Annotated in this window: 21 protein-coding genes, 2 pseudogenes and 1 other annotated feature; of the genes and pseudogenes, 3 read left to right on the top strand and 20 right to left on the bottom strand. The window is 40.2% G+C overall.

The features are described from left to right. Positions 1–142 precede the first annotated feature (142 nt). Positions 143–322 (bottom strand): annotated as a pseudogene (locus SRA_RS03655) (DUF1648 domain-containing protein); the annotation flags it as partial. Then, positions 309–599 carry a winged helix-turn-helix transcriptional regulator gene (locus SRA_RS03650; protein ID WP_174267035.1) on the bottom strand — a complete coding sequence of 97 codons (291 nt, stop codon included), beginning with the start codon at positions 597–599 and terminating at the stop codon, positions 309–311. The gene SRA_RS03650 and the pseudogene SRA_RS03655, both read right to left, overlap by 14 nt. Between SRA_RS03650 and SRA_RS09940 the strand changes: the two are divergent. Beyond that, a pseudogene (locus SRA_RS09940) lies at positions 553–693 on the top strand (IS3 family transposase); the annotation flags it as partial. The gene SRA_RS03650 and the pseudogene SRA_RS09940 overlap by 47 nt on opposite strands. 138 nt (positions 694–831) lie before the next feature. Here the strand turns inward: SRA_RS09940 and SRA_RS03645 are convergent. The 7 genes from SRA_RS03645 to SRA_RS03615 all read right to left on the bottom strand — a co-directional run bounded on the left by SRA_RS03645 (position 832) and on the right by SRA_RS03615 (position 7324). Continuing rightward, positions 832–1182: a YlbF/YmcA family competence regulator gene (locus SRA_RS03645; RefSeq protein WP_003087774.1), complete on the bottom strand. Its 351-nt coding sequence runs from the start codon at positions 1180–1182 to the stop codon at positions 832–834. 10 nt (positions 1183–1192) lie between these two features. Next, positions 1193–2299 (bottom strand): prephenate dehydrogenase, encoded by a 1107-nt coding sequence (locus SRA_RS03640; RefSeq protein WP_003087773.1) that lies wholly within the window; start codon positions 2297–2299, stop codon positions 1193–1195. A 75-nt stretch (positions 2300–2374) separates the two neighbouring features. Further along, positions 2375–3541 (bottom strand): chorismate synthase, encoded by a 1167-nt coding sequence (gene aroC / locus SRA_RS03635; protein WP_003087771.1) that lies wholly within the window; start codon positions 3539–3541, stop codon positions 2375–2377. Between the two features lies 1 nt (position 3542). Then, positions 3543–4610 carry a 3-dehydroquinate synthase gene (aroB, locus tag SRA_RS03630; protein ID WP_003087769.1) on the bottom strand — a complete coding sequence of 356 codons (1068 nt, stop codon included), beginning with the start codon at positions 4608–4610 and terminating at the stop codon, positions 3543–3545. Positions 4611–4623: 13 nt separating this feature from the next. Beyond that, positions 4624–5493 carry a shikimate dehydrogenase gene (locus tag SRA_RS03625; RefSeq protein ID WP_003087767.1) on the bottom strand — a complete coding sequence of 290 codons (870 nt, stop codon included), beginning with the start codon at positions 5491–5493 and terminating at the stop codon, positions 4624–4626. Next, positions 5483–6160, bottom strand: coding sequence for a type I 3-dehydroquinate dehydratase (aroD, locus tag SRA_RS03620; RefSeq protein WP_003087764.1), 678 nt, complete (start codon positions 6158–6160; stop codon positions 5483–5485). Before aroD ends, SRA_RS03625 begins: the two co-directional genes overlap by 11 nt. Positions 6161–6166: 6 nt before the next feature. Further along, the gene (locus SRA_RS03615; RefSeq protein WP_003087763.1) at positions 6167–7324 is read right to left on the bottom strand and encodes a class I SAM-dependent rRNA methyltransferase; all 1158 of its coding nucleotides are present in this window, start codon (positions 7322–7324) and stop codon (positions 6167–6169) included. 129 nt (positions 7325–7453) lie between these two features. Between SRA_RS03615 and SRA_RS03610 the strand changes: the two genes are divergently transcribed. Then, positions 7454–9613 carry an LTA synthase family protein gene (locus SRA_RS03610; protein ID WP_003087761.1) on the top strand — a complete coding sequence of 720 codons (2160 nt, stop codon included), beginning with the start codon at positions 7454–7456 and terminating at the stop codon, positions 9611–9613. Between the two features lie 249 nt (positions 9614–9862). Here SRA_RS03610 and rplT read toward each other — a convergent pair whose 3' ends face one another. From rplT to SRA_RS03585, 5 genes are all read right to left on the bottom strand, one after another. After that, positions 9863–10222 carry a 50S ribosomal protein L20 gene (gene rplT, locus SRA_RS03605; RefSeq protein WP_003087760.1) on the bottom strand — a complete coding sequence of 120 codons (360 nt, stop codon included), beginning with the start codon at positions 10220–10222 and terminating at the stop codon, positions 9863–9865. Positions 10223–10269: 47 nt separating this feature from the next. Then, positions 10270–10470: a 50S ribosomal protein L35 gene (gene rpmI, locus SRA_RS03600; RefSeq protein WP_002263327.1), complete on the bottom strand. Its 201-nt coding sequence runs from the start codon at positions 10468–10470 to the stop codon at positions 10270–10272. A 34-nt stretch (positions 10471–10504) separates the two neighbouring features. Next, complete coding sequence (gene infC / locus SRA_RS03595) at positions 10505–11035, bottom strand: translation initiation factor IF-3 (protein ID WP_003087728.1); 531 nt, start codon at positions 11033–11035, stop codon at positions 10505–10507. A 15-nt stretch (positions 11036–11050) separates the two neighbouring features. After that, positions 11051–11179: a sequence feature (ribosomal protein L20 leader region), on the bottom strand. A 24-nt stretch (positions 11180–11203) separates the two neighbouring features. Then, positions 11204–11884, bottom strand: a complete 681-nt coding sequence (gene cmk / locus SRA_RS03590) for a (d)CMP kinase (RefSeq protein ID WP_003087727.1) — start codon at positions 11882–11884, stop codon at positions 11204–11206. 9 nt (positions 11885–11893) lie between these two features. Then, positions 11894–12394 carry an SAG1386/EF1546 family surface-associated protein gene (locus SRA_RS03585; protein WP_003087725.1) on the bottom strand — a complete coding sequence of 167 codons (501 nt, stop codon included), beginning with the start codon at positions 12392–12394 and terminating at the stop codon, positions 11894–11896. A 46-nt stretch (positions 12395–12440) separates the two neighbouring features. On the opposite strand from SRA_RS03585, the gene SRA_RS03580 reads away from it, so the two are divergent. Next, the gene (locus tag SRA_RS03580; protein WP_003087724.1) at positions 12441–12635 is read left to right on the top strand and encodes a ferredoxin; all 195 of its coding nucleotides are present in this window, start codon (positions 12441–12443) and stop codon (positions 12633–12635) included. On the opposite strand, the gene SRA_RS03575 is transcribed toward SRA_RS03580, so the two are convergent. The 6 genes from SRA_RS03575 to SRA_RS03550 all read right to left on the bottom strand — a co-directional run bounded on the left by SRA_RS03575 (position 12627) and on the right by SRA_RS03550 (position 20288). Further along, positions 12627–13112, bottom strand: a complete 486-nt coding sequence (locus SRA_RS03575) for an EbsA family protein (protein ID WP_003087722.1) — start codon at positions 13110–13112, stop codon at positions 12627–12629. The genes SRA_RS03580 and SRA_RS03575 overlap by 9 nt on opposite strands. Positions 13113–13168: 56 nt before the next feature. Next, positions 13169–14389 carry a peptidase T gene (pepT, locus tag SRA_RS03570; protein ID WP_003087720.1) on the bottom strand — a complete coding sequence of 407 codons (1221 nt, stop codon included), beginning with the start codon at positions 14387–14389 and terminating at the stop codon, positions 13169–13171. An 89-nt stretch (positions 14390–14478) separates the two neighbouring features. After that, positions 14479–15087, bottom strand: coding sequence for a DUF6287 domain-containing protein (locus SRA_RS03565; protein ID WP_003087718.1), 609 nt, complete (start codon positions 15085–15087; stop codon positions 14479–14481). 15 nt (positions 15088–15102) lie between these two features. Further along, positions 15103–17994 carry a GBS Bsp-like repeat-containing protein gene (locus SRA_RS03560; RefSeq protein ID WP_040840893.1) on the bottom strand — a complete coding sequence of 964 codons (2892 nt, stop codon included), beginning with the start codon at positions 17992–17994 and terminating at the stop codon, positions 15103–15105. A gap of 184 nt (positions 17995–18178) precedes the next feature. Further along, complete coding sequence (gene eno, locus SRA_RS03555; protein WP_003087713.1) at positions 18179–19477, bottom strand: surface-displayed alpha-enolase; 1299 nt, start codon at positions 19475–19477, stop codon at positions 18179–18181. Positions 19478–19649: 172 nt separating this feature from the next. After that, positions 19650–20288, bottom strand: coding sequence for a DUF4352 domain-containing protein (locus tag SRA_RS03550; protein ID WP_003087712.1), 639 nt, complete (start codon positions 20286–20288; stop codon positions 19650–19652). Between the last annotated feature and the right edge of the window lie 14 nt (positions 20289–20302).

The raw sequence follows: 20302 nt of genomic DNA, 5'->3' as shown, positions 1-20302 counted from the left end.
AAAAAAATCACAAAATAAGGTGTTGTTTTAGTGTACACTTTTTAGATTTAAACAACTTAAAAAGATACAGTAGACTTTAAACATCTACTATATCTTTAAAAAATAGTTCTCAAAACCGTTGATAAACTTGACAAATGGTAGAAAGAAAGAACGGAAGTCCAAACATTGTAAACAAACGGTTGCTAAAACCATCTGCTTTACCTGATAAGCTAAAATGTGTTGCTACCGTTTCTGGCAATCGTGACCATAGGAAGCAGCCAATCAAAACAGGCAGCAGAGTAAGCAAACTCGTCAATACCACTAATTTTTTATTCATTTTCATCGTCTTTACTTCCTTTCAAGTCAGCCAACCAGACCAGCCCTTCTTCAAGAACCGAGGTGTTCAACTCATAGTACATAAAATTTTTCTCACCTGTTGCCAAAGTCAAATCGGACTGTTTTAAAACCTTATGGTAATTGAAACTCGTGGCAGCAGCCAAATCAAACTGCTCTGCTATCTCCTCAGCAGACAGCTTGCCTGCCTTTAACAAATCCAAACTCTCCCGCCTCACAGGATTTGAGAAGACGTTGTCTTCTCTTGAAGAATTGAAAACTCCTATTTCAGACTACATTGACTATTACAACAATAAACGCATCACACTAAAGCCAAAAGGACTGAGTCCTGTCCAGTACAGAACTCAATCCTTAGCTTAAATATAATATTTAACTTTTTGGAATTATTACTTCATAGATATTCATCTAATGAGGGATTTTGTTTAATAATTAACTGATTTTTAAAAGACAGATAATTCATCCTGCCTTTTAAAACACTGTCTGATCAATACTTGATATTTAGGCGTCTGTTTTAGCCAGATCTTGAAGAGGCTGAAAAACAATACGTTCAATATCATTAATATAAACACCCAGAGCCTGCTGAGATTCAGCATATTCTTTTAAGAGTGGATTGGCTTCAATTTTTTGACCGAAACTTTGCATTTCTTCTTGAATTTCAGGTGTTGGCATTTGACCTGTCTGCATAAGCCCTTGAATTTTCATTTGAAATTCTGTAAACTCAGACCACAGTTTTTTGGCCTCTTCATCCGCGTCAATTTTAGATTTAACCGCTGAAACGGCTTGATACTCAGGCAAAGCACGAATAGCGCGCTCCAAATCATTTGCTAAATCATATACATTTACTGTCATATTGTCTCCTTTAATTTAAATAAACACGATAGTTGGTATGTTTACGAATGAGCCCCTCAGCACGTTTAAGATCGCGCTCATTCTTGAATGAAATCTGCAAAATCCCGTTAATATCTTCTCGATTCTCTTCATTAATGCGGATATTAACCAAAGAGGTGCCTCTCAGCAGCTCCAAAATTTCCAAAATAACATTTTCTTCATCGGGAACATCAACATAAAGATCATAAAAGCTGTCAACACCTGCGCGTTTGTGGATTTCCATATTTTTACGAATTTGCCGGCCTCGATTAAAGAATTCCCAAATGGCATCTTCATCTTTAGCTTTAATTAAATCAGAAATTCCATCCAGCCGCTGCTTGAAATTTTCAATGCGATCTAAAACGGCTTGAGAATTCGTCAACAGAATGCTCGTCCACATGCCAGGTTCACTTTCTGCAATGCGCGTCATATCGCGAAAACCGCCCGCAGCAAAGTGCTTGGTCATTTCGTGGCTCTCTGAAAAGTCACCTGCCTGCTCCATCAGGCTTGAAGCAATAATATGGGGAAAATGACTGATTTGGCTAGTCACTTGATCGTGTTCTGCTGCATCAATTTCAACATATCTAGCATGCAGACCTGATAAAAGATCTTGTAAAGCAGGTATGGTATCAGCTTTAGTCAGACTCGACGGCGAAAAGATGTAATAAGCATTTTCAAAGAGATTGACGTCTGCTGCGATAGCTCCTGATTTATGGCTTCCAGCCATCGGATGGCTGCCTGCAAACTGGATAGGCTTATCTTTAAGGTAATGCTCTGCAGCCTTGACAATTTCAAATTTGGTAGAACCGGCATCTGTAATAATAACATTTTCTTTTAAATCCAAATTTGCCAAAATTTTGATAAAATCGATTGTTTGTTTAATCGGCACTGCCAAGATAATAATATCTGCCAAAGGAGCAAATTCTTTAAAGTCAGATGTAGCCTCATCAACAATTCCGCGCTCCAGAGCAACTTCACGCGACTTATCAGAGCGATTATAGCCAATCACTTTATAGTCTGGATGCCCGCGCTTAATCCCTAAAGCAAGAGAAGCGCCAATCAGACCTAAACCTGCTACATAAATAGTTTTTTCTTCCATCTTTTTCTCCAAACCAAGTCAGCTGCTGTTTCTAACTTTGAAAAAATTCCGCTAGTTTCGCAAATTCTTCAAACGTTAAAAGGCTTTGACAAATTGTTGATGGCGCTCGACTGCTTCCTTCAGTTCTTCCATATTATCAGAAGAAAACTTATCCAGAACTTCTGCTGCCAAAACAGTTGCAACTACACTTTCCATAACAACTGCAGCTGCAGGAACAGCTGTCGGATCTGAGCGTTCTACACTGGCCTTGTAAGGCTCATGTGTCTCCGTATCAACACTCATCAAAGGTTTATAGAGTGTCGGAATCGGCTTCATAACACCGCGGACAACGATAGGCTGACCATTGGTCATACCACCTTCGAAACCACCGAGATTATTGGATTTGCGAGTATAGCCATCCTCTTTAGACCAGACAATCTCATCCATGACATCACTGCCTTTAAGATAGCCATCCTTAAACCCTAAACCAAACTCGACACCTTTGAAAGCATTAATGGAAACAACACCCTGTGCTATTTTAGCATCTAGTTTGCGATCCCATTGAACATAGGAACCTAGTCCCACAGGCACGCCGCCAACGACTGTTTCAATGACACCGCCAATAGTATTGCCTTCTTTCTTGATTTGGTCAATATAGTCTTTAATCTCTTGTTCACGATCCTGATTAACAATAGAAACCTCTGATTGACGTGCACGCTCTTTGATTTCAGCTACTGTTAGATTTTCGGGGACATCAATTTCAATCCCGCCAAAGACCACAATATGGCTGGCAAGATCCATGCCGACTTCTTCTAAAATCCTTTTAGCCACTGCTCCTACTGCGACACGCATGGTTGTTTCACGCGCGCTGGAGCGCTCTAAGCTATTACGCAAATCAGAAAAACGGTATTTCATGCCACCCACTAAATCTGCGTGCCCCGGACGCGGCTTGGTCAGCTTGCGAATAGATTTTTTCTTTTTCTCAATATCAGCAGCACTCATGATTTCAGTCCAGTTCTTAAAGTCTCTGTTGGTAACATTAAGTGTAATTGGACTTCCCATTGTTAAACCATGACGGACACCTGATGTGATTTCGACCTGATCGGATTCAATTTTCATACGTCCGCCGCGGCCATAGCCTCCTTGACGGCGCTTCAATTCAGCATTAATGTATTCAGCAGTCAAAGGCAAACCTGCTGGTACTCCTTCAATAATAGCTGTCAGACGAGGGCCGTGCGACTCCCCAGCTGTGAAATATCTCATCTTACTTCTCCAAGTACTCCTTCATCTCTTCCAGACTGATTTCATTGATAGCAGCCTGCCCCAACTGAGGAACAATAACCATCTTAATCATTTGACCGCGCGCTTTTTTATCATGTCTCAAAGCTTGATACATCGATTCAATGTCCCATGGCTCATAGTCAGTCGGCAAACCAAACTTAGAACACATGGCCTCAATTTTATCTGTTACTCCCTCAGACATAAGGCCCTTTTTTTCAGCAACACGGGAAACCTGTACCATACCAATGGCAACAGCTTCACCATGCATGACCTTGCCGTAGCCAGCTGTCTGCTCAATCGCATGCCCTATTGTATGACCAAAATTGAGGTAAAGACGAACGCCGTTATCCAGCTCATCTTCGATAACGATTTTTCGCTTAACATCACAGGAATGGTAAATAATCATCTCAGAATTTTCTAAGATGGAATCTGCAGAACCATCCAGAGCCTCCAATTTTTCCCACAAGGGCACATCAGCAATCAAACCGTATTTGATAACCTCACCCATGCCTTCAATCAGTTCACGTTTGCCAAGCGTCTTGAGAGTATCCGGATCAATCAGAACACCGTCAGGCTGGGTAAAGGTCCCCACCATATTTTTAGCAAAGGGTGTGTTAACACCTGTCTTACCGCCAATAGATGAATCTACTTGGGCCGTTAAACTGGTCGGAATTTGTAAAAAGTGAACACCGCGCATATAGGTTGAAGCAACGAATCCTGCTAAGTCTCCAACAACACCGCCGCCAAGAGCAATAATCCCATCGCTTCTGGTCATTCCTTGTTTTACTAAGAATTCATAAGCCTTATTAACTGTTGTTAAATTTTTTCTGGCTTCACCCTCTAAAAAATCAAAAACAACCACTTCGTATCCTGCATCTTCAAGGCTGAGTTTTACTTTTTCAGCATAGAAACCTCCGACACGATTGTCAGTAATGATAGCAATTTTTTGCGGCTTCCAAAGTGTCTTGACCCATTGGCCGACCTTGGATAAACTGCCCTTTTCAATCATAATGTCATAGGGAGCATCAGGGAGATTAACATTTAATTTCATAAAATCACCTATTTTATTTTGTTTTATACTTTTCCTCTAAAGCCTGCCAAATTTCCTGACTGGGCATTTCTTTTCCTGTCCAGAGCTCAAAAGCTTCTGCTGCCTGAAATAAAAGCATCCCCAAACCATTGACAGCCTTTAGGCCGCGGCTGCGTACCAACTTCAAAAACGGAGTTTCAAAAGGCTGGTAAATAACATCGGCAACCATGATATTCTCAGGAAATTCAAAATTTTCGTCAATGATCATGGATTCGCCATCCATACCAACACTGGTAGCATTGACAAATAAGTCTGATTCTAAAACTTTTTCCTGAATTAAATCCACATCTTCAACCGGAAAAACGTCAAGAGGAACACCCGTTTTACTAGAAATCCGCTGAGCCTTTTCCTTAGTTTCCTGTAAAAACTCTGTCTGATTAAAAATATTAATCTTTGCAGCACCATTGATGGCGGCCTGAGCAATAAGAGCTGTTGCAGCACCTCCGCCGCCAAGAATAGTCATCACCTTACCCTTAACATCAAAATCAGCAAAAACACTCAGACTTCTAAAAAAGCCCAGCCCATCTGTATTGTAACCTAAGAGTCTGCCATCTTGATTGACAACCGTATTGACCGCTCCAATTAGGTCAGCTGCTTCTGTTATCTCATCAAGATAAGGAATAACAGCTTGCTTGTAAGGCATAGAAATATTAATACCGAACATATCATAACGTTTGACATTTTCCGCAGTAGCCTCAAGTTCAGACTCTGGAATATCCCAAGCTACATAAACGCCGTTGACACCCGTTTTATCAAAGGCATAATTATGAATAAATGGTGAAATAGAATGTTTAATTGGTGTCGCAACAACTGCTGCTAAACGCGTATGACCGTCAATTTGCATCTAAAACCTCCTTAATTTTGCGCATATCTGTCAATGAAACCTGCCCTGGAGCGCTTTCTTGCTCCAAACTGGCAAAAGTCCACGAGCTGCCTGTTAAATCACCCGCTAAACGCGATACCTGTCCTAATTTGGACATGGACACGGTAACATAGTCCTGCTCAGGATTCAAGGTTTTGAACCCTCTCGTATAGTTCATCAAATCAAGGACATCCTGTTCATTTTGCGGCATGACAGCTATCTTCACCACACGCGGTGCCAGAGCTGTCAGTTCCGAAAATACCTCCATCAAATTTTCAGGAGTTTCTTTAAAATTATGATAGGACAGAACTAAATTAGAAAAATCGTACATTTCTTTTAGGACTTCACGATAAGAAAAATACTCAAAATCAATATAATCCGGCTGATAAAGAGTTGCAATATCACGAATAATTGCAAGATATTCCGAACTGGTCAGCGATATATTGCCGCCCTCTTTTTCTGTCCGCAGGGTGAAGATGACTTCACGCCCTGCAAATTTTTCAAAAATAGCCGGAGCTACTGTCAGAATGTCATCCTTAGACAGATAATCTGCCCGCCATTCAATGATGTCAGCGCTGCTAATTTTTGCTAAATCAAGCTGATTAACCTCGTCAATATCTCGAGGCATAACAGGAACTACTATTTTCATAAATAACTAAACCTTTATTGTAAATACTTTTAAATAATTGCTGCTTTCATCTTTTGGATTTACTGCAAAATCACTGGGTAACTGCTGTAAGTCAAGATAAGCGTGTTTTTGTTTCTCAAAACCTTTTTCAATTTGTTTTTTAAACTGAGGCACTGTCATATTAGAAGCATTTGTTGAAGCAATAATAAGACCGCCTTCAGATAAAATCTCCAGTCCCTGACTAATTAACTTATGGTAATCTTTTGAAACAGAAAAGGTCGCTTTTTTGTTTCTCGCAAAACTCGGTGGATCAATAATGAGAACATCAAAGGTCAGCTGATGTCGCTTAGCGTATTTGAAATACTCAAAAACATCCATAACAAGCAGCTGATGCTGAGCCATATCCAAATAATTGGCCTGAAAATGCTCTAAAGAAAGCTCTTTAGAACGCTTAGCCAAGTCCACTGATACTGTCTCAAGAGCTCCGCCCATAGCAGCGGCAACAGAAAAAGCAGCTGTATAAGAGAATAAATTTAAGACTCTTTTCCCAGCGGCCAAGCCATTTACTAGGCTGTTACGCACTTGACGCTGATCCAAAAAAATACCTGTCATCAAGCCATCATTCAAAAAAACGCTGTAAGACACACCATTTTCTGTAACAACAAAATGCCTAGGTGCCTCTTTTCCGTATAAATGAGCCGATTCGTAATCAGGTCCTTTGAAACGAATTTTTTCATAGGCCCCCAAAAATTCTGGGTACACCTGACAAAAGGCAGCTGTAATCTGATCTCTCAGCTGATAAACAAAAGCATTGTACCAAGAAAAAAGAGCAAACTGCCCGTAACGGTCAACAGTCATACCGCCAAAAAAATCGCCATCCTGATTGAAAAGACGATAGGCTGTCGTTAAATCCGAATTTGCCAGAGCTTCCCGCTTTTCTTTAGCCTTTTGAAACAATTCAACAAAATAAGCCTGATCCAGTGTCACCTTTTTGGATGACAGCAACCAGCCGACTCCCTTATTTTGCTTGGACAGGTAAGCAGTCCCTAAAAAACTGTCCGCCTGAGAATACAGATAAACCATCTGGTCAGTCAGCCTTATATGGGGAAAATCTTTACTGCTTAATAACTGAATTCCCAGCTTAATCTTTTTTTCCGCTGAAAAGCTCACCCTAAGTCTATTCATAACAATCATTATAACAAAAAATTAAGAAATTTTCTCCCTTAAAAAACATTTCTTCTATATGCCAAAAATAAATTTATGTTATAATCAAGTAATGAGATTTTATCTTTATAATGATAAGGAATCGGTATAATGAAAAAAATAGTTAAATTTCTCCTGAGCGTTGTCAAGACGCGTTTAGGATTTATTTTGACACTTGTGCTCATTTATTGGCTCAAAACTCTGTGGGCCTATAATATTGATTTTAGTTTGGACATAGGAAATTCCTATCAGCTTCTTTTAACACTGATTAATCCTATTCCAGTATCTTTGCTGCTTCTGGGGCTGAGCCTTTACATAAAAAACACGCGCGCTTTTTACATCGTCGCAGCTGTCATTTACACTGTGCTCAATGTTCTTTTATTTGCAAATTCAATTTACTTCAGAGAATTTTCGGATTTCATTACGGTCAGCGCAGCTCTTGCCAGCAGTAAAACTTCTGCCGGATTGGGAGCTTCGGCTCTTAATTTGTTAAGACCTTGGGATGCTATTTACATTTTAGATTACATCATCTTCATCACGCTCTTTTCCCTCAAGAAAATTTCTTTTGATCCAAGACCTTTTAATAAAAGAGCCAGCTTTGCTATTTCAGCACTATCAGGACTTTTCTTTTCGATTAATCTTTTCATGGCCGAAATTGACCGGCCCGAATTGCTGACACGCGGCTTTTCAAATGTCTACATTGTTCGTGCTTTAGGTCTGCCGGCTTTTAGTGCCTACAGTGCCAATCAAACCTATCAAACACAAAAAGTACGGTCTGAGGCAACTGCTGACGAGCTAGGAACTGTTAAGAAATATGTCAAAGAACATTATGCCGCTCCGAATTCTAAGTATTATGGCATTGCCAAGGGCAAGAATGTCATCATCCTTCATTTGGAGAGTTTCCAGCAGTTCCTTATTGATTATAAGCTCAATGTTGATGGCAAAGAGTATGTCGTCACGCCTTTCCTCAATTCTCTTTACCACTCCAAAGAAACATTTGCATTTTCAAACTTCTTCCATCAGGTTAAAGCCGGAAAGACATCTGATGCTGAAACCCTCATGGAAACATCGCTTTTTGGCCTCAACCAAGGATCTTTCTTCGTCCAATACGGAGGGGACAACACCCAGCAGGCCGCACCGCACATCCTCAATGATACCAACAACTACAGCAGTGCTGTCTTTCATGGTAATATCGGCACTTTCTGGAATCGCAACAATGCTTACAAACAATTAGGCTATCAGCATTTCTTTGATCAGTCTTACATGTCTAAAATGACCAAGGATAATTCCTTCCAGTACGGTCTTAATGATAAAGTCATGTTCTCAGATTCCATTAAATATCTGGAGCATCTGCAGCAGCCTTTTTATACCAAGTTTATTACCGTATCTAATCACTACCCTTACCAAAGTCTGACTGGTGATGATACGGGCTTCCCTCTTGCTAAGACAGATGACGAAACCATAAATGGTTATTTTGCAACTGCTAATTATCTAGACTCTGCAATCAAAAGTTTCTTTGACTATTTGAAAGCTTCCGGTCTATATAAAAATTCCATTATTGTCTTGTACGGCGACCATTACGGTATTGCAAATTCAAGAAATACTGACCTCGCACCGCTTCTGGGCAAAGATCCACAGACATGGACAGAATACAACAATGCCATGCTGCAGCGCGTTCCTTACATGATTCATGTTCCTGGAACAGACAAGGGCTTTATCAGCAATACCTACGGCGGTGAAGTTGATGCTCTGCCAACGCTGCTCCATCTGCTTGGAATTGACAGTAAAAACTATATTGAATTAGGGCAAGATTTGCTGTCTCCAGCTAATAAACAGCTGGTTGCTTTCCGCTCTGAAGGCAACTACATCACCCCTAACTATACCAACTACAGCGGACAGGTCTATGATACCAAGACAGGTGTTGAAATCACCAACCCTGATGAAACGACAACCGCAAAACTTAAGGAACTCCGTAAAGCAGCTGATAAGCAGCTTAGTATGAGTGACGAAATTCAAACAGGTGACTTGCTGCGCTTTGATAAAGACAGCGGTCTAAAACAGGTGAATATCAGTTCTATCTCATATAAGAATGACTCTCTGGCTTCTCTGAAAAAAATTGAAAAGAAATTAGGTAAAAATTCAACCAGCCTTTATAGCAAAAACGGCAACAAATCAACCCAAGATTTATACAAAGCCCCAAGTTACAAGGAATTACACCCGGAAGAAACCAAGGCCTCCTCATCAACAGCAAATACGGATTCGAAAAAATAATTCTGTATAAAAAAGACTGGAAAAGAGTAATGAACTCTTTTCCAGTCTTTTTAAATATTGACGAAAACCGCATTTTAACTAAACAAGCCATCTTCATCCCCCAAAATAGTATTTCATCTGTACTGACTGTGGCTATGTCTGCTAGATTTCTTATATTCGCTGACAGACCGTGCTTCCCGTGTACTAGCACTGCTAAGCAATAAAAAAGCGGGACAAAGTCAATAACTTACCATCCCACTTTTTATATCCTTATTTACCCAGCTTCTCTTTAGCTGCATCTGCAAGAGCTGTGAAAGCTGCTGCATCATTAACTGCTAAGTCAGCAAGCATCTTGCGGTTAACTTCAATTTCGGCTAATTTCAAACCATGCATTAATTGTGAGTATGAAAGTCCGTTCATACGAGCTGCCGCATTGATACGAGTGATCCACAATTTACGGAAATCACGTTTCTTTTGACGGCGGTCACGGTAGGCATAGTAATATGAATTCATCACTTGTTCTTTTGCAGTACGGAACAAGATATGTTTTGCACCATAGTAACCTTTAGCTAATTTTAAAACACGTTTACGGCGTTTGCGTGAAACAACGCCACCTTTAACACGAGCCATTTATTGATCCTCCAATAGTTCTTTCTAATTTTTCTAAACTGACACACTTATTTCAAGCGAGTAAGCATTGATTTGATACGTTTGAAATCTCCTGAATGCACCATTGATGCCTTGCGAAGATGACGACGTTGTTTCTTAGTTTTACCATGGAAACGGTGAGATGTGTAAGCGCGGAAGCGTTTCAATCCACCTGAACCTGTACGTTTAAAACGTTTAGCTGATGCGCGGTGTGTTTTTTGTTTTGGCATTTTAATATTCTCCTACTTTACTATTTTTATCGACTTATTTTTTATCTGGAATTGGTGCCAGCTGCATAAACATCTGACGGCCATCCATTTTAGCTCTTTGCTCAATAATCGCAATATCCTGCGTTGCTTCAGCAAAATCAGCTAAGACCTTTGCTCCGATTTCTTTGTGAGTAATCATACGTCCTCTAAAACGAATTGAAACTTTCACCTTGTTTCCTTTTTGCAGGAATTTACGGCCGTTGCGGAGTTTTGTTTCAAAGTCCCCTTTGTCAATAACAGGACTGAGACGGACTTCCTTAACAGTAACAACGCTTTGTTTTTTGCGCTGCTCTTTTTGCTTCTTCTGATACTCAAATTTGAACTTACCATAGTCCATGATACGGGCTACAGGCGGTGTAGCCTGCGGCTGAATTAAAACTAAGTCAACATTGGCATCATCAGCAATAGACTGCGCTTCTGCCAAGGGCTTAATTCCTAATTGTTCACCATCAAGGCCAATAAGACGAACTTCGCGGACACGAATTTCATCATTAATGAACAAATCTTTTTTAGCTATGTTCTTCACCCCTTTATATTTTTTCGAGAAAAACGAAAGCGGACTTGACATTTCAAGCCCGCACACATAACTTTCCTTAGATAAGGAATTTTGACATGTTGGGCCAGACAACCTTAGTCGCAAGGCGAGAAGTTCTCACTTCTGCTTTTCTCACTGTTAATCAGTATAACATGTCAATTAATGTCTGTCAATCATTTTCTTTGCTTTTTCTTCAATAAAGTTTACAACACCATCAATTGTTACACCTGTTGTGTCAAAAGTAATAGCATCTGCAGCTGCTTTAAGAGGAGAAACCTTTCGGTGGCTGTCCTTGTAGTCACGCGCTGCAATTTCTCTTTTAAGCTTAGCTAGATCAGTTTCAATCCCTTTTTCAAGATTTTCCTTATATCGGCGCTCAGCCCTTTCATCAACAGAAGCAATCAGAAAAATCTTTAATTCAGCATCTGGTAAAACAACCGTTCCGATATCACGGCCATCCATAACAATACCGCCTTGATCAGCAATCTGACGCTGAAGCGCAACCAAAGTTTCACGCACCAAAGGCAGGGCTGATACCGTGGAAACATTATTGGTTACCTCATTTTCCCGGATAGGAAGGCTGACATCAACATCCCCGACAAAGACTAACTGCTGCCCATCTTCGCGGCGGCCAAAACTAATTGGATATTTCTGTAAAAGTTCAACAATAGCACCTTCATCAGTTAGGGCAACATCATTTTGAAGGGCCAAATAAGTCGCAGAGCGGTACATGGCTCCTGTATCCAAATAAGTATAATTGAGATCCTTTGCAATAATCTTAGCGACTGTACTCTTCCCACTTGAAGCAGGACCGTCAATAGCAATTTTAATTCCTGTCATACAATCCTCTTACTTAATTTTTATATTATCACCGGGATTAGCGTACCAATAGCCCTTTGTCATGTGATCCGGATTTAACTCATAAAGTTTCTCAACAGAAATTCCTGCACGTGCAGCAATGGCCGCAGCACCTTCACCGCCTTGAACAGTAAGGGTATCTTCTCCGTCAGAAGAAGTCGTTGTCTCTGTTTGAGTGGTCTCAGTCTCGGTTGTTTCTGTCACTGTCTGTTCTTCCGATTCAGATTCAGAAGATTGACTGACTTTATCATTAGATTTTTTGATGGTTTTAGAGGAACCGTAAAATCCTGAAGTTGCCGCCTTTTCATCACTGCCGCCATTAGAAGTATAAAGTACAAAAAATAAAATACCAATAATAATCAAGAAAAAGAGACTCAGCAAAATCGTCAAAACCGGTGTACTGACAGCACGATCATCTTTAGAGTTCCTTGTTAGTTCCTTGTTTTCAGTATCCGTTTCTGTCACTTTTTCTTCCCATGGTTTATTGGACATGATTTTCCCCCTTGTTAAATGTCAACAATAGTATTACAATGTTACTATGAAAGTAGCTATTATCCCAGAAAAATGTATTGCCTGCGGGCTTTGCCAGACTTATTCAGATGTCTTTGATTATGATGATGACGGCATTGTCAAATTTTCAGGTACTAGCGAAAACGTTAAAACCTTTATTGATGATGCCAATATTCTCACTGCGGTCAAATCTTGTCCAACAAAAGCACTTACTTTACCGTAAGGGCTTTTTTTCATCCTTGTAAGCTTCAAAATAATCAAGATTAACAAAATTATCAATCAGCTCAACTTCGCCTTTAAAATCTGGATGAACAGCCAGATCATCTAAAAAATATTTTTTCGGCCATTTTCGCATGTAAAAGAGGCTTTTCTTTTTATTTTTAAGCAGCAGAGTAACTGTTGATTTTGTGACCTCCACTTTTTCGATATCAGCAATCATAATCTTAGACGGTCTAAATATATTTAAGGATACAACCCTTAAAATACCCTTATCTTCAATAATGAAATAGCGATGAAATCCAATACCGACCAAAACTACAAAAGCAATAAACAAAATAAAGAAATACTGCGGAATACTGGTTTGCTCATACAAAAGTGACAAAGCAATGAAAATCGGCATAATCGCAATGGACCAATAAATGATTAGCCACGACAGTTCAGGCTGCCAATGATAGCGCACTTTTCCAAATATTTTAATCACTTACTTTTCCTCCATGTTACATCATTTTATCATAGTTAAGTGATTTTTTCCAAAATTTAATGTCTGAAAGCAGCAATGCCTATGATGACTTCGACAGCTTTCTGCATGGTCTCTAAGCTGACAAATTCAAAGCGACCGTGCATGTTTTCACCACCTGCAAAAAGGTTCGGTGTCGGAAGTCCCATAAAAGATATTTTAGAGCCATCTGTGCCGCCCCGAATGGGTTCAATGACAGGCTCTATAGCTAGGTCCTCCATGACTTTCTTGGCAATATTGACACAGGTCATATCCTGTTCAATCACTTTTCGCATATTATAATATTGGTCATTAAGTTTGAGCTCCACTCGTTCGGCTCCTAAACGTGCATTCATCTTCTCAACAATGTGCTGCAGCAATGCTTTGCGATTAGCAAAGCTCCCATCCTCAAAATCACGGATAATGTAGGAACTGTGGGCTTCTTCAACTGTCCCATTAAGACTGAGCAAATGATAAAAGCCTTCATACCCATCTGTCTTCTCAGGGCGCTCATCAGCAGGCAATTGCTCATGAAAATCAATAGCTAATTGCAGTGCATTGATCATCCGATTTTTAGCAGTTCCCGGATGAACATTGCGTCCTATAAAGTTAATGTTTGCCGCTGCGGCACTGAAGGTTTCATATTGCAGCTCGCCCAGCGGTCCCCCGTCAACAGTATAGGCAAAATCAACATCAAAGTCTGCCACGTCAAATTTATCAGCACCAATACCGATTTCTTCATCGGGTCCAAAACCAATACGAATTTCACTGTGCTCAATCTCAGGATGGTTGACCAAATATTCCACTGCCGTCATAATTTCAGCAATACCAGACTTGTCATCACTTCCCAGCAAGGTCGTTCCATCTGTAGTAATCAGAGTCTGTCCAACATAATTTTTAAGATTGGGAAAGTCTGCCGGATTAAGAGTAAAATCGGTCTGACCAAGCTGAACAGAGCCGCCGTCATAATGTTCAATAACCTGCGGATTCACACCTTCGGCATTAAAGTCAGCTGTATCCATATGAGCAATAAAACCGATCTTATAAGGAAAATCCCCATTTGCAGGCAAGGTTCCTACCAAGTAACCATTTGGCAAATAATGAACATCCTTGAGACCAATGTTTTCCATTTCTGGCTTTAAAACAGTCAATGCAAAGTCAGCCTGACTCTGTGTTGTTGGTGTCTTAGTACTGTTTGCGTCACTTCTAGTATTGATTCTAACATAGGTCAAAAAGCGTTTTAACAAATTATCGTAAGTCATTTTCTACCTCTTATCCTCTTAATTATAACAGAAAAAACCACAGATATATGCGGTTTTTTAAAATATTATTCAGAATTTTTTCAGTTTGGTTAATGATTTGATACATGATAATAAACATGATCTGCCAACTGATTGCTGCTCAACGTTTTAGACGAAATGATGCGGTCTTTTGATTTATCAGATGTATCTGTTTGCCCATTAGAAAAGTAACGCTGAGGCAAAGTATGATTTGCCGTTACCATGTAGAGAGTTAAATTTGTTTTGTTCCCTGTCTCCACATTCAGCAAGAGAATACCATCCTGATCAATATCCAGCAGGCTGACTGTCATTCCAGACGTTGTCAACCCTTGTGCATTGAAGGTAAGAGTCTGTCCCTGTGCATTCTTCCAAGTACCTGCCGCTGTGCTGTAATCAGCCTTTAAGATAGCACCTGTATCAATAGGAGAAAGACTTTCTGCCTCACGGCTCTCTTCACTGGAAGAACTGGACGACTGACTGCTTTCTGAAGCAGACTCTGTTCTTTTCTCCTGTTCGGATGAGCTATGTTTATCCCTCTTATGCGATTTCGACTGCAAACTTGTCTTAGGGGAAGCTGATTTGTCCCCATTATAAGTCTTTTTCTGATCTGAGCAGCCGATAAGAAGAAAAACAGACAGCAATACAAGAATAAAATTCTTGAAGATAGGTTTCTTTTTCATAAATCAAACTCCTTATTAGGACTGCCGCGTAAAACGACCGGTATAGTCAATATTTTCATCTAAAGGATGAGATAATTTCGGAGAGACACTTGTGTATTGCCAAGCCGCTGCATTGGCATAATAATTAAAGGACTTAGCCTCTTCCTGAGTCATATAAGTATAGCCCTTAGCGTAGTGAGCAATCCAGAAATTATTAAGGCCAAATTGTGCTGTTTTAACACTTCCGCCGCGAATATCCAGCCAGCTCGCCATGGTATAGTGAACCAAGTTGCTGTATCCCTGACGCTTCATCTCATCTTGCCAGGCTTGAACATTAGCATTGATATTACTTAGCATGGAAGATTCTTCCATATCATTTACCATAACCGTTGCAGAAGCTAAACCATGTGCCTTGGCAGCATTAACAAAATAACGTGCTTCTGCTTGGGCTCCTGCTGCTGATGTATAGTGCGAATAGTGGTAAGCAGAAACTTTGATTCCTGCTGCTTTGGCATTGGCAATCTGTGATTTTGCATAAGGATTGATATAGCTGGTACCTTCTGTTAACTTGACAACAACTCCCTGAATCCCCTGCTGCTTTAAACTCTTAAATTCTGCAACAGAAATCGTTCCATTATGGCTGCTGATATCAATAAAGTAGGACGGCAAAGCAACAGCCGGCTTTTCAGCTTCCAAGCGATAAGTTCCTTTATCAAAACCAGTTTCCTGATTATCTTGATAAGTCACATAAACATGAACATGGTAGCTGCCTTTGATATAGCCATGATTTTTTTCGTTAACAGTAATGCTGATTTTGCCATCCTTGACAGTGCTGCTGGTGTACCAGTAGAGATTGCTTTGTTTGGCTTCTGACCAAGCAGCGACCTTAACAGATTTCAGCTTTTTAGAATTACTGGTTTCAGTAATGACCACATCCAGATTCCCCTTCTTAGCCTGATGATTGGTCACGCTAACCTTTGGACTGCTGATTTTAGCTGCACTGACTGTAAATTCTTTTCCTCCCATGCTAATTAATTTGTTGTTTTCCAGTCTGCTTTTGCCATAGACATGAGCATTATAGCGGCCTGTTTCAAACTGATGATTCTTAAGAAGAACTTTCGCTTCATAAGTTTTATCTGATATCTTGCGAGCTCCATACCACTTAATATCATCTTGATTGTTCTTACTCGTCCACACAGGAACCTGTACGGAGGAAATATAATAAGGCACATTTTTAAGAATAACAGTGTACTCATTGTCAGCTGTTTTAGCAATGCTCGTTGTTACAGATGGTTTGGGAATGTTTATGGTCGCTGTTCCCAGCCCTGTCAAGCGTCCGTTTTGGCTGTGATAAACATGGATGTTATAAAGACCGTAGCCCTTGTGATTATCGTAGCTGGCGATTGCCTCCCCCTGTTTATCTGCCTGATACCACTTCAGGTCATCCTGACCTTTTTCATTGGACCAAACAGCAAAGGAAACCTTAGTCTTATCCTTAATGTTAGCAGCAGTTAGCTTTAGAGAAATCCCCTTAGAAGTTAATTTGGCCTCAGCAGCTGCCTTAGTAATCTTATAGGTTCCCAAAATTTTTCCGGATTTTGTTCCGTCAGTATAGTCTGTGTAAACATGAACATGGTAGAGTCCAGAGACGTTGGCATGGTTGGCGATATTTATTTTAGCAGTCGCTTGATTGTTGATAACTGCCGGTGTATACCATTTAAGATCATCCTGACCTTTCTCTTCTGACCAGACGGCGACACTGACTGATTTTATCACTTTTGTACTTGGACCGCCCTTGACAACTACATTGAAAGTACCAGAGGTTTCTTTGTAACCTACAACTGAAGCAGTCGCATTGGAACGGCTGTCAACGTTATCAAAACCTGAACTGACCCCCAATCCAATTTGAGACTGAGTAACAGTGCTGTAGCCGTAAATATGAGCTTGGTAGTGACCCAGAGTATTTTTGTGATTTTGCAGATTGACTGTAATTTTATAACTGCCATTAGCTATTTTTGCCGCTCTATACCATTTCAGGTCGTCCTGTCCCTTTTTATCTGACCAGACAGGAATATCAACCTGTGTAATCGTATTGGGAACATTTGCGACAGTGATTTCAAAATGATTAGCTGAGGTTTTTTGAATCTTTGTCTTAATCTGCGGCTTAGCAACCCTAACAGTCATCGCATTGAGTCCTGTCATCTTACCATTTTGATTGGCATAGGTGTGAATATAATAGGTTCCATACTCGCGGTGATTCTTGAACTCGGCATAAGCTGCTCCCATATTATTGGCTGTATACCATTTAAGATCATCCTGCCCTTTCTGCGCCGTCCAAACGGCAAACTGGATCTTGCTGCCTTTGGCAATAGGCTGTTTGTACTGTAATTTTATCCCTTTTGCTTCAACTGCAGCAGCTGTCACTTCCTTAGGCGTCTTTTGTACAGTTGCAGCACTTGACTGAGGAGTCTTTGTGACAGCTAGCCTTTTCAAAGGTGCGGCTTGCTTAAAGGACTGAGAAGACGAGGATTGCTGGTTTTGGATGCTAGCAGCTTTGGTTGTTGGCTGGCTTTGAGTCTGAACAGTCTTCTGACTGGAAACAGACGGACTTGTTGCAGCAGCTGTCGTTTCCTTCCTTTGCTGAGAACTTTCTGCAGTTGTTAATTCAGCAGCAGCTGTCTGATCGACAGGCTGACTTGGCTCTTTCTGGCTGGTTGATTGACGACTGACTGCAGCAGTGTTCTGGCTGGTACTTGCTTTTGATACTGATGTTTCAGTGCTGGTTGCTGCCGCGACTTCAGAAGATGCTAGCTTATCTGAGGCAGAGGCAGTTTGAGCTGTTTCATCTGCAGATACCTTACTTGCAGCCATAAAAAGAGTCAGGGCCAAAGGAATCATCAGATAGGTTTTAACATTATTTTTTGCCATATTGCTTTCCTTTAAAATATAGTTGTTTTCATTATAACATATTCGCAAGTCTTGCTCAAAATCAACCATTTTCTCTGCAATCTTTTATATTTCATTTTTTACAATTATTAATAAATAATATCAGAGCAGCCAAAAAGCCCCCAGTCTATAAACTGAGAGCTTTGAAACGTTGTTAAATCAACGATTATTTTTTAAGGTTGTAGAATGATTTCAAACCACGGTATTCAGCAACTTCACCAAGTTGGTCTTCGATGCGAAGCAATTGGTTGTATTTAGCAATACGGTCTGTACGTGACAATGAACCAGTCTTGATTTGGCCAGCATTAGTTGCAACTGAGATATCAGCGATTGTTGAATCTTCAGTTTCACCTGAACGGTGAGAAACAACGGCAGTGTAGCCAGCTTCTTTAGCCATTTCGATAGCTTCGAATGTTTCAGTCAAAGTACCGATTTGGTTAACCTTGATAAGGATTGAGTTAGCTGCACCTTCTTTGATACCACGAGCAAGATAGTCAGTGTTTGTAACGAAGAAGTCGTCACCAACTAATTGAACACGTCCGCCAAGACGTTCTGTAAGAGCTTTCCAGCCATCCCAGTCATTTTCATCCATACCATCTTCGATAGTGATGATTGGATATTTATTAACCAATTCTTCAAGGTAGTCAATTTGTTCTGCAGCAGTACGTTTTGCACCTGTTTCACCTTCGAATTTAGTGTAGTCATAAACGCCGTCTGCATAAAATTCTGATGATGCACAGTCAAATCCGATGAATACTTCTTCACCTGGTTTATAACCAGCTGTTTCAATAGCTTTGATAATTGTTTCTACAGCATCTTCTGTTCCGTCAAATTTAGGAGCGAATCCACCTTCGTCACCAACAGCTGTTTCAAGTCCGCGTTCTTTAAGAATTTTCTTAAGAGCATGGAAAATTTCAGCACCCCAGCGAAGAGCTTCTTTAAATGTAGGTGCACCAGCAGGTACAATCATAAATTCTTGGAAAGCAATAGGAGCATCTGAGTGAGAACCACCGTTGATAATGTTCATCATTGGAGTTGGAAGAACTTTAGTGTTGAAACCGCCAAGGTAGCTGTAAAGCGGAATTTCAAGGAAGTCTGCAGCAGCGCGAGCTACGGCAATAGAAACACCAAGAATAGCATTAGCACCAAGTTTACCTTTGTTTGGAGTACCATCAAGAGCGATCATAGCACGGTCAATAGCTTGTTGGTCACGAACATCGTAGCCAATAAGTGCTTCTGCAATAACATTATTTACGTTATCAACAGCTTTTTGAGTACCAAGACCACCGTAGCGTGATTTGTCTCCATCGCGAAGTTCTACTGCTTCGTGTTCACCAGTAGAAGCTCCTGAAGGAACCATACCACGTCCGAAAGCACCTGATTCAGTGTAAACTTCTACTTCAAGTGTTGGGTTACCGCGTGAGTCAAGGACTTCGCGAGCGTAAACATCAGTAATAATTGACATTATGTTACTCTCCTTATGAGTTTTAATTTTTACATGTTAATGATACCACAAAGTTGGAACTTAGGCAAACCAAAAAAAGATTTGTTTGCTCTGCCTCTCTAAAATTAAAGCAAAAATACATTTTCTTTTGTTAAGTTTTTATCCGGGAAAGTGCGAAACAGGCGCCCAGCTGTCAGACTGAACGTGATTTTTTCTGATAGGCAGACTGAGGGATCCAGTAAGCATTTCCGAAATTGACGATATAAGGAGATGATTCAGAGATAGTGAAATAAATTTTAACATCAATGGTCTCTCCCGGTTTAATAGTATCTGGAATTTTTTCATTGCCAGCATAATTACTCAAATCGGCAATATCAAGTGCACTGTCGTAAATATAGAAATCTCGGGGACTGAACTGAATAGTGTTCATTGTTGTATTTTTCACGCTTACGGTCAAAACAATTTTTTGGTCATCGCTGGAAGCACCTTTTATTTTAAGATTTGATGCTGTTTTTATACCTGTTACAGTTACTTCTTCACCGGTATCCAGTTTGGCACTCTCACCAAAAATGTACTGTTTGGCTTTATCATACGAATCATCATAGCTCCTATTGCCATTTCTTATCTCATCTTCAAGCTTCAGCCGTTTAATTTCTTTTTTCTTGTTGGCAATGGTTCTGTCCTGCATATTGTTCGTTGCTGTCCAATGATTAAAATCTTGTCTGGATACTATATAAAAAGCACTCATAACTAAGGTAAGCAGAAAGAAAAAACCTGTTACACTCATAAAAACAATACTAAGAATTTTCCAGACATTTGTTCTTTTTTCCATTTTTCTTCTCTTTT

It is taken from the genome of Streptococcus ratti FA-1 = DSM 20564 (assembly GCF_000286075.1).
Lineage (GTDB): Bacteria > Bacillota > Bacilli > Lactobacillales > Streptococcaceae > Streptococcus > Streptococcus ratti.
The sequence above is the reverse complement of the archived record's forward strand: the minus strand, read 5'-3'. Positions and strand labels throughout refer to the sequence as shown.